Source organism: Bradyrhizobium sp., from assembly GCF_035484855.1.
Taxonomy (GTDB): domain Bacteria; phylum Pseudomonadota; class Alphaproteobacteria; order Rhizobiales; family Xanthobacteraceae; genus Bradyrhizobium.
This window is the reverse complement of sequence record NZ_DATHOP010000051.1, coordinates 87,411-96,502: the sequence shown is the minus strand read 5'-3', so window position 1 is coordinate 96,502 and position 9,092 is coordinate 87,411. Positions and strand designations below refer to the sequence as shown.

Sequence of the window (9,092 nt, the reverse complement as noted above, 5' to 3'; positions counted from 1 at the left end):
CCAGCGCTGCGATCACAAGCCCCCTCACCAGCAGCGCGCGGATTTCCTGCATCTCCTCCGCGCCAAGCGCCTGGGCGGTGAACGCGACCGTGCTGGTGCGCAGAAACGAAAACAGCCAGAACAGGCAGTCGAAAACCACCGACGTGATCGCCACCCCGCCGAGCAGCGTCGCATCGCCGAGCCGCCCGATTGCGATCGTGGCGACGACACCGATCAAGGGCGTCGTGAGGTTTGCGACCATCGCAGGACCCGCGATGGCAAAAACCCGCGCGTTCGTAACCTTCGAACTCAAGGGAGGTAAGCCTGTTGATTATCGCCCGCGCGGGGCGCCGAACATCCGTGACAGCAGCCAGATCGGAATGACGATGACGGCGCCGAGCAGGAAATAGCGCCACAGCCAGTTGACGGCGTCGAAGCCGAGATTCCACAGCCGCTGGAACAACAGCTCGATGCTCTTGAGGATATTCCAGGGATCGAAGCCGATCGCGGCGAGCACCACGCCGACCAGGATCGACAACAGGATCAGCCGGAACGCCACCATCAGCGGCGAGCCACCGAGAAAGCGATACAGGCCGTCATTGGCTGCCGGCAATTCTCGGGTGTCGTTGGGCATTTCTGTCTCCCGCGCGCGAAGTGGCCGCGCATTGTAGTCGTTACAGTCCAGATGGGGAACCCGTCCGTTGGCGTCAATGGCCGCCCGGCGCGGCGGGCTCAAAGCTCGTCTCCGCCTTCAGCATCCGCTCCAGCGTTTCCAGCCGGTCGGCCTCGCGCGGCGGCTTGTCCCAGCGCAGCCGGTTGATGCGCGGAAACCGCATCGCCACGCCGGATTTATGCCGCGTCGAGCGTTGCAGGCCCTCGAACGCCACTTCCAGCACCAGGCCCTGGTCCGGTTCGTGCACCACATGCCGCACGGGGCCGAATTTCTCGGTGGTGTTGCGCCGGACGAAGCGATCGATCTGCAGCAGCTCCTCGTCGGTAAAGCCAAAATAGGCCTTGCCGACCGGCACCAGCTCCTCGCCATCCTCTCCGCTCGTCCAGACTCCAAAAGTGTAGTCCGAATAATAGGACGAGCGCTTGCCGTGGCCGCGCTGCGCATACATCAGGACGGCATCGATGAGGTGCGGGTCGCGCTTCCATTTCCACCATTGTCCCTTCGGGCGGCCCGGCAGATAGAGCGCATTGCGACGCTTCAGCATCACGCCCTCGACGGCTTCGGCATCCTCGCCGGCGCCCGCGCTCGCCGGATTTTTGCGCGCCAATGTCAGCTCCTCCCAATCGCCGAAGGCGATCGTCGGCGACAGATCGACTCTCGCATCATCGAGCCTGGCCACAAAGGCTTCGAGCCGCGCGCGACGCTCGGCGAACGGCAGCGTGCGCAGATCGCTATCGCCCTCGCCCAGCAAATCATAGGCGCGCAGATGAATCGGATAGTCCTTTGTCAGTTTCGGCGACACCACTTTGCGGTTCAGCCTCTGCTGCAGCACATTAAAACTCTGCACGCGGCCGTCGCGCACCACCAGCAATTCGCCGTCGATCGCGCCGGGGAGATGCAGCGATGGCAGCAAATCCGGAAAACTCCCGGTGATGTCCTCGCCGCTGCGCGAATAAAGCCGCGCCAGTATGTGGCCGCGCGCGTCGCGGCCGCTGACCGCCTGCACGCGGATGCCGTCCCATTTCCATTCCGCGATGAAATCGGCGGCGTTCAAGCCAGCAAAATCGGTACTCTCGATCGCATGCGCCAGCATCACCGGGCGGAACGGCACGGGATCGAGATTGACGGGCTTTTCGCTACGGCCTTCCAGCCATGCGAACAGCTCGAGATAGGGCGGGGCGAGCCCGGGCCACATCAATTCGATGTCGTGCGGATCCTTGTTGCCGAATTCGGCCGCCGCGGTCTTCGCCAGCCGCGCCGAAATCCCGATCCGCATCGCCCCGGTGACGAGCTTCAGCAACGCCCAGCGCCCGGTTTCGTCCAATTCGTCGAGCCAGCGCGCGAGCTGTTTCGGCAGCTCGGTCTTGCCGAGCGTGCGCAGCGTGGTGACGACTTCGGTCAGAGTCGGCGGCGGAGGATTGTTGTGGCCGAGAACCTTTTTCTCCCCTCCCCCCGCGAGCGCAGCGAGTGGCGGGGTCCGAGGCGAGCGAAGCTCGCTCTCGAGGTCGGGGGTGGGGGGTCTATCGGCTTGCTCCTCTGCCAGCGAATTTACCCGCTTCTCTGGCAGCGAGTTTGCTGAAGCGCCCCCCACCCCCGACCCCTCCCCGCCGCTGCGCGGGGGGAGGGGAGAAGAAAGATGCTGCGGCGATTCCTCACCTCCCCCGCTTGCGGGGGAGGTCGGATCGCGAAGCGATCCGGGTGAGGGCTCTTTCGCGGGGACCGATGCGGCTGGCCCCCACCCCGGCCCTCCCCCGCAAGCGGGGGAGGGGGAAGAAGGCGAGCGCGGCCACATCAGCGCTACGGTCTCGGAGAGATCACCGACGTAATCATACGACAGCGCAAACAGCACGGGGTCGGTACGCGCGGCGATCAGGTCGCGGATCAGGCCGGGTTTCGCGTGCTTGAACGACAGCGCGTCGGTCAGCGCGGCCAGCGCGTAGCCGCGGTCGGGGTCTTCGACCTCTTTGAAATAGGCTGTCAGCAGCCGCAGCTTGTTGTTGCGGCCGGGCTCGTAGGCGAGCCGATCGAGCAACTGCGCAAAGCGGTTCATGCCTCGGCGTCCCCCGCCGCTTCAGCGTCGGCTTCGTCCTCGTCGCCATAGCCGACGAGATCGAGCGGTCGTGCCACAAGGCCTTTGGTCTGGCACCAATGCACCAGCGCGTCTTCCTGACCGTGGGTGACCCAGATTTCGCCGGCGCCGGTCGCCTCGATGGTCGCGGTCAGGCCATCCCAGTCGGCATGGTCCGAAATCACCAGCGGCAGTTCGATGCCGCCCTGGCGCGCGCGGGCGCGCACCCGCATCCAGCCCGAGGCGAAGGCGGTGACCGGATCGGGGAATCGCCGTGTCCAGATATCCGAGGTGGCCGACGGCGGCGCCAGCGTGATGGTGCCGGCGAGATCGGCCTTCTTCATACCCTTCACGAGACGCAGCTCGCCGAGGGCCACGCCGCGGCTTTCGTAATAGCGCGTGATCGTTTCCATCGCGCCGTGCAAATAGACCGGCGCGTCATAGCCGGCCGCACGCAGCAGCGCGATTACGCGCTGCGCCTTGCCGAGCGAATAGGCGCCGACCAGATGCGCGCGCTCGGGAAATAGCGCTACCGACGCTAGCAGCTTCTTCACCTCGCCCGCGGCATCGCCATGGCGGAACACCGGCAGGCCGAAGGTGGCCTCGGTGATGAAGACGTCGCAGGGCACCATCTCGAGCGGCGCGCAGGTCGGATCGGGTGCGTCCTTGTAGTCGCCGGAGGCGACGATGCGGATATCCTTGCAGGAAACCGCGATCTGCGCCGAGCCCAGCACGTGGCCGGCGGGATGGAATTTGACCGTGACGTCGCCGAGTTTCAACTCCTCGCCATAGGCTATGGCCTGCGTACTGCCGGCGAAATTGTCGCCATAGCGCAGCCGCATCATGTCGAGCGTCTCTTGCGTCGCCAGCACCGCGCCATGGCCGGGGCGGGCATGGTCGGAATGGCCGTGGGTGATCACGGCGCGCTCCACGGGGCGCGTGGGGTCGATATGGAAGCCGCCGGGCTTGCAGCACAGGCCGGCGGGAACGGGCATCAGGATGTCTTGCGGGCGCATGTTGGTTATATAGGAGCCGTTGCAGCAATTTTTACCCGTCATGCGCGGGCTTGACCCGCGCATCCATCTTCACGAAGAGTCTTTGTCTTGATGGATTGCCGGGTCGAAGCCCGGCAATGACGAATGTGGAGCCTATGCCCGCGCGCCTGTTTCTGTCCTCCGGCGATCTGATGGCCGACCGCAGGTATGATTTCGCGCGCGATCTGCAGCTGAAGGGCGATCTCGCCGCCGCCGCCGATCTGCTGGAACAGGCGACCGAACTCGCGCCCGGCTTTGCCTCCGCCTGGTTCACACTCGGCGAAATCCGCGAACAGCTCGGCGAGCCGGAGGCAGCGATCGCGGCCTTTCGCAAGGCGCAAGCCGCCGATCCCGAGGACCGCCATGGCGCCAGCCTGCATCTGATGCGGCTCGGCGCCGAGAAACTGTCCAACATGCCACAGGCCTATGTGCGTGCGCTGTTCGACCAATATGCGCCGAAATTCGAAGCCGCCCTGGTCGACGATCTCGGCTATCGCGGCCCCGCGCTGCTGTTCAAGGCCGTGCTGGCCTCACGCGCCGCGGTGCGCAAGCCGGCCTTCTTCAAGCGCGCGATCGATCTCGGCTGCGGCACGGGTTTGGCGGCCGGCGCGTTCGCCAGGGAGGTCGATCATTTCATCGGCATCGATCTGTCGCCGCGCATGATCGAGAAGGCGCGCGCGACCGGGCTCTATGCGCAGCTCGAAGTCGCCGACATGCTGCAAGGCTTGCGCGGCAAACCCGACGCCAGCGCCAACCTCGTGCTCGCCGCCGACGCGATGGTCTATGTCGCCGATCTCGCACCTGTGCTCGCGGAGGCCAAACGCGTGCTGATGTCTGGCGGCGTACTCGCGTTCACGGTCGAAACCCATGACGGGCAGGGTGTCATGCTCGGCGAGGGCCTGCGCTACGCGCACTGCGCGGATTATGTTCGCGCGTCGGTCGAGGCGGCGGGACTGAACTTGTCCCAGCTTGAAGTCCGCTCCGCCCGCAATGAAGACAACGCGCCGGTGCCCGGTCTGGTGATCGTCGCGGCAAAGGCGTGAATCTCGCTTCACGGAAATGACGTGCCGAATGCGCGGCAACTTCGCACTTGCCGTATCCGCGGGAATGTAGGTCAATGCTTCCTCCAGGGAGAAAACAACAATGAGCAATAAACAAACGAGGCGCGAATTCGGCGCCACCGCACTTGCCACCATCGCCGCATCCGTCCTGCCCGCGCCCCATGTGCGAGCCGCCGAGAAGAAATACGATCCGGGCTCGAGCGATACCGAAATAAAACTCGGGCAAACCGTGCCGCATAGCGGTCCTGGCTCGCTCTACGGCGTGTTGGGGCGGGTCGGCGAGGCCTATTTCCAGATGCTCAACGAAAGCGGCGGCATCAACGGGCGCAAGATCACGTTCCTGACGCTGGACGACGCCTATAGCGCACCGAAATGCGTCGAGGCGACGCGGCGGCTGGTCGAGCAGGAGGAGGTGCTGGCGCTGTTCGGCTCGCTCGGCACCGCGCCGCAGACCGCCGTGCACAAATATCTCAACAGCAAGGGCGTGCCACAGCTGCTGCTCAACACCGGCGCGTCGAAATGGAACGATCCAAAGAACAACAAATGGACCATGGCGGGCCTGCCGCTCTATCCGACTGAGGCGCGGATTCTCGCCAAGCACGTTCTGGACGTGAAGCCGAATGCGAAGATCGGCATCCTCTACCAGAACGACGATTTCGGCCGCGATTTCCTCGGTCCCTTCAAGAAGGTGCTGGCGGATGCCGGCGGCACCGCCAGCGTGATCATGGAGCAGACCTATGATCTCACCGAGCCGACGGTCGATTCGCAGCTGATCAATCTGTCGAAGTCGGGCGCCGACACGTTCTACAACATCACCACCGGCAAGGCGACATCGCAGTCGGTGCGCAAGGTCACCGAACTCGGCTGGAAACCGCTGCAGCTGTTGTCGGCGGGATCGACCGGCCGCTCGATCCTTTCCGCCGCCGGCTTCGAGAACGCCAAGGACGTCATCGCGATCCGTTATGCCAAGGAATCCGGACCCGGTCGCTGGGAAAAGGACAAGGACGTCGTCGCGTTCGAGGCATTGCGCGCCAAATACCTGCCCAATGTCGATCCCGACAACACCATCGCCTATGCCGGCTACGGCCAGGCCGTCACCATGGGCGAAATCCTGCGTCGCTGCGGCGACGACCTCACGCGAGAGAACGTGCTGAAGCAGGCCAGCACGCTGGCCGGCTTCCACTCGCCGTTCTTCCTCGACGACATCACCTACAGCTACACGCCCGACAACTACACGCCGATGAAGACGCTGCACATCTCGATCTTCGACGGCAAGGACTGGCAGATTTCCGAAAAGGCAGTGACGGAGTGATGGACTTCTCCCTCGCCCCGCTCTTCGCGGGGAGAGGGTTGGGGTGAGGGGCTCTCTCAACAAGCGCGACTCGCGGGGGCTCCCCCTCACCCGGATCGCATCTGCGATGCGATCCGACCTCTCCCCGCAAGCGGGGCGAGGTGACCCTGTGCCCCTCGACGAAACGGCTGCGACAGCTTAGCTGTTCGGCGTGCCCCGCCCCATCCAGATTGAGCTTCCGACCGAATCGACGGAACTGCTGCCGGACCGTTTCCGCCGCTGGTTCGCCGCGCGCGGCTGGGCGCCGCGCGAGCATCAGTTGGAGCTGCTCGCCAAAGCCCGCGACGACCGCTCGGCGCTGCTGATCGCCCCCACCGGCGCCGGCAAGACGCTGGCGGGATTTTTGCCGACGCTGGTGGAGCTTTCCGCTCCCGCTCCGTCATCCGCGATGCGCTCTTCTCCCCTCCCCCCGCGAAGCGGCGGGGAGGGGTCGGGGGTGGGGGGTCTCTCGGCTCGCTCCTCTGGCAGAGAGTTTGCTGAGGCACCCCCCACCCCCGACCCCGGATCAAGTCCGGGGCAGGCTCCCTCCCCGCCACACGGCTCACGCCGCGCGGGGGGAGGGGAGAAGATCGGGCATTCCTTGCGCCCCACCGTCATCTCCACCGGCCGCGGCATCGCCCGCAGCCGCGGGCTGCACACGCTCTATATCTCGCCGCTGAAGGCGCTCGCGGTCGATATCGCGCGCAATCTGGAGGCGCCGATCGCCGAGATGGGCCTGCCGATCAGGGTCGAGACCCGCACCGGCGACACGCCGGTGTCGCGGCGGCAGCGGCAGCGGCGCTATCCGCCGGATATCCTGCTGACCACGCCCGAGCAGCTGGCGCTGCTACTGGCGTCGGACGACGCGCCGTTTCTGTTTTCTCAGCTCAAGCGCATCGTGCTTGACGAACTGCACGCGCTGGTGACCTCCAAGCGCGGCGATCTGTTGTCGTTGGGGCTGGCGCGGCTGTGGCGGCTGGCGCCGCATCTGCGCGCGATCGGATTGTCGGCGACCGTGGCGGAACCGGAATCGCTGGCGCGGTTCCTGGTGCCGCAGCGCGACGGCCAGAGCGAGGCCGCCGACATCGTGATCGCCGGCGGCGCCGCGGCGCCCGTCGTCGAGATGCTCGACACCCGCGAGCGGCTGCCATGGGCCGGCCACTCCGCGCGCCATGCGCTGAATGAGGTCTACGACCTGATCAAGCGCAACAAGACCACGCTGGTGTTCGTCAACACCCGCAGCCAGGCCGAGATGCTGTTCCAGGAGCTGTGGCGCATGAACGACGATGGCCTTGCCATCGCTCTGCATCACGGCTCGCTCGACGTCGCCCAGCGCCGCAAGGTCGAGGACGCGATGGCGGCCGGCCGACTGCGTGGCGTGGTCTGCACCTCCTCGCTCGATCTCGGCGTCGACTGGGGCGACGTCGATCTCGTCATCAATATCGGCGCGCCGAAGGGCGCCTCGCGGCTGATGCAAAGAATCGGCCGCGCCAATCATCGCATCGATGAGGCTTCGCGCGCCGTGCTGGTGCCGGCCAATCGTTTCGAGGTGCTGGAATGCGCGGTCGCGATCGACGCGATCCGCGAGAACGCGCAGGATACGCCGCCGTTGCGTACCGGCGCGCTCGACGTGCTGGCGCAGCACGTGCTCGGCCGCGCCTGCGGCGAGCCGTTCTTCGCCGACGAGCTGTTTGAGGAAGTGCGCACCGCCGCGCCCTATTCGAATCTCGCGCGAACCGATTTCGATGACGTGATCGATTTCGTCGCCACCGGGGGCTACGCGTTGAAAACCTACGAACGTTTTGCGCGCATCAAGCAGGACAAACAGGGGCGCTGGCGCGTCACCAATCCCCGGGTGCGGCAAAGCTACCGCCTCAATGTCGGCACCATCGTCGAGGAGGCGATGCTGAAGGTGCGGCTGGTACGCTCGCGCGGCGGCGGCTCCGGGGTGACCGGCGCGCTCGGCCGCGGCGGGAGGATGCTGGGCGAAATCGAGGAATATTTCATCGAGGGCCTCGTGGTCGGCGACACCTTCGTGTTCGGCGGCGAGGTCGTGCGCTACGAGGCGCTGGTCGAAGACCAGGTCTATGTTTCGCGCGCCAACGACAAGGACGCCAAAGTGCCGTCCTATATGGGCGGCAAGTTTCCGCTCTCGACCTATCTCGCCGAGCGGGTGCGAAAACTGCTCGCCGACCGGCGCGCCTGGGCCGCATTGCCGGACCAGGTGCGCGACTGGCTGTCGCTGCAGGCGCAATTCTCGCGCGTCCCCGGCACGCGGGAACTCGTGGTGGAAACCTTTCCGCGCGCCGACAAGCATTACCTCGTCTGCTATCCCTTCGAGGGACGGCTGGCGCACCAGACGCTCGGGATGCTCTTGACGCGGCGGCTGGAGCGCGCCCGCGCCCGGCCGCTCGGCTTCATCGCCAACGAATATGCGCTGGCGGTGTGGGCGCTCGGTGACATGTCGTTCATGATCCGCCAGGGAAAACTCGATCTCGACGCGCTGTTCGATGCCGACATGCTGGGCGACGATCTCGAGGCGTGGCTCGCCGAATCCGCGCTGATGAAGCGCACCTTCCGCAATGGTGCGCTGATCTCCGGCCTGATCGCCCGCCGCTTCACGGACGAGGACAAGACCCGCCGTCAGGTGCTGTTCTCGACCGACCTGATCTACGACGTGCTGCGCAAGCACCAGCCGGACCATGTGCTGCTGCGCGCCGCCCGCGCCGACGCCGCCACCGGGCTACTCGATATTCGCCGGCTCAGTGATATGCTCGCGCGAATCAAGGGTCGAATCACCCACCGGCAACTGGACCGGATATCGCCGCTGGCGGTGCCGGTGATGCTGGAAATCGGCCGCGAAGCGGTTTATGGCGAAGCATCCGACGAACTGCTGGCGGAAGCCGCCGCGGAACTGGTCAAAGAGGCGACGGGATAGAACGTGACG

General features: G+C 65.8%; 7 protein-coding genes. 3 read left to right on the top strand and 4 right to left on the bottom strand.

Annotated elements, in window-relative coordinates:
- The 4 genes from VK804_RS06625 to VK804_RS06610 form a co-directional block, all read right to left on the bottom strand.
- On the bottom strand, positions 1-241 hold a 241-nt coding region (locus tag VK804_RS06625; protein ID WP_325369104.1), incomplete at its 3' end, for an MATE family efflux transporter.
- 69 nt (positions 242-310) lie between these two features.
- On the bottom strand, positions 311-613 hold the full coding sequence (locus tag VK804_RS06620; RefSeq protein WP_325369094.1) for a DUF6460 domain-containing protein: 303 nt from the start codon (positions 611-613) through the stop codon (positions 311-313).
- A 73-nt stretch (positions 614-686) separates the two neighbouring features.
- The gene (locus VK804_RS06615; RefSeq protein ID WP_325369092.1) at positions 687-2,702 is read right to left on the bottom strand and encodes an ATP-dependent DNA ligase; all 2,016 of its coding nucleotides are present in this window, start codon (positions 2,700-2,702) and stop codon (positions 687-689) included.
- Positions 2,699-3,736, bottom strand: coding sequence for a ligase-associated DNA damage response exonuclease (locus VK804_RS06610; protein ID WP_325369102.1), 1,038 nt, complete (start codon positions 3,734-3,736; stop codon positions 2,699-2,701). The genes VK804_RS06615 and VK804_RS06610 overlap by 4 nt, the downstream gene beginning before the upstream one ends.
- Before the next feature lie 134 nt (positions 3,737-3,870).
- Here VK804_RS06610 and VK804_RS06605 point away from each other — a divergent pair, with 134 nt between their 5' ends.
- The 3 genes from VK804_RS06605 to VK804_RS06595 all read left to right on the top strand — a co-directional run bounded on the left by VK804_RS06605 (position 3,871) and on the right by VK804_RS06595 (position 9,083).
- Positions 3,871-4,797 (top strand): class I SAM-dependent DNA methyltransferase, encoded by a 927-nt coding sequence (locus tag VK804_RS06605; protein WP_325369089.1) that lies wholly within the window; start codon positions 3,871-3,873, stop codon positions 4,795-4,797.
- A 100-nt stretch (positions 4,798-4,897) separates the two neighbouring features.
- Positions 4,898-6,127 (top strand): ABC transporter substrate-binding protein, encoded by a 1,230-nt coding sequence (locus VK804_RS06600; protein WP_325369087.1) that lies wholly within the window; start codon positions 4,898-4,900, stop codon positions 6,125-6,127.
- A gap of 190 nt (positions 6,128-6,317) precedes the next feature.
- Positions 6,318-9,083 (top strand): ligase-associated DNA damage response DEXH box helicase, encoded by a 2,766-nt coding sequence (locus VK804_RS06595; protein ID WP_414642727.1) that lies wholly within the window; start codon positions 6,318-6,320, stop codon positions 9,081-9,083.
- Positions 9,084-9,092: the final 9 nt, after the last annotated feature.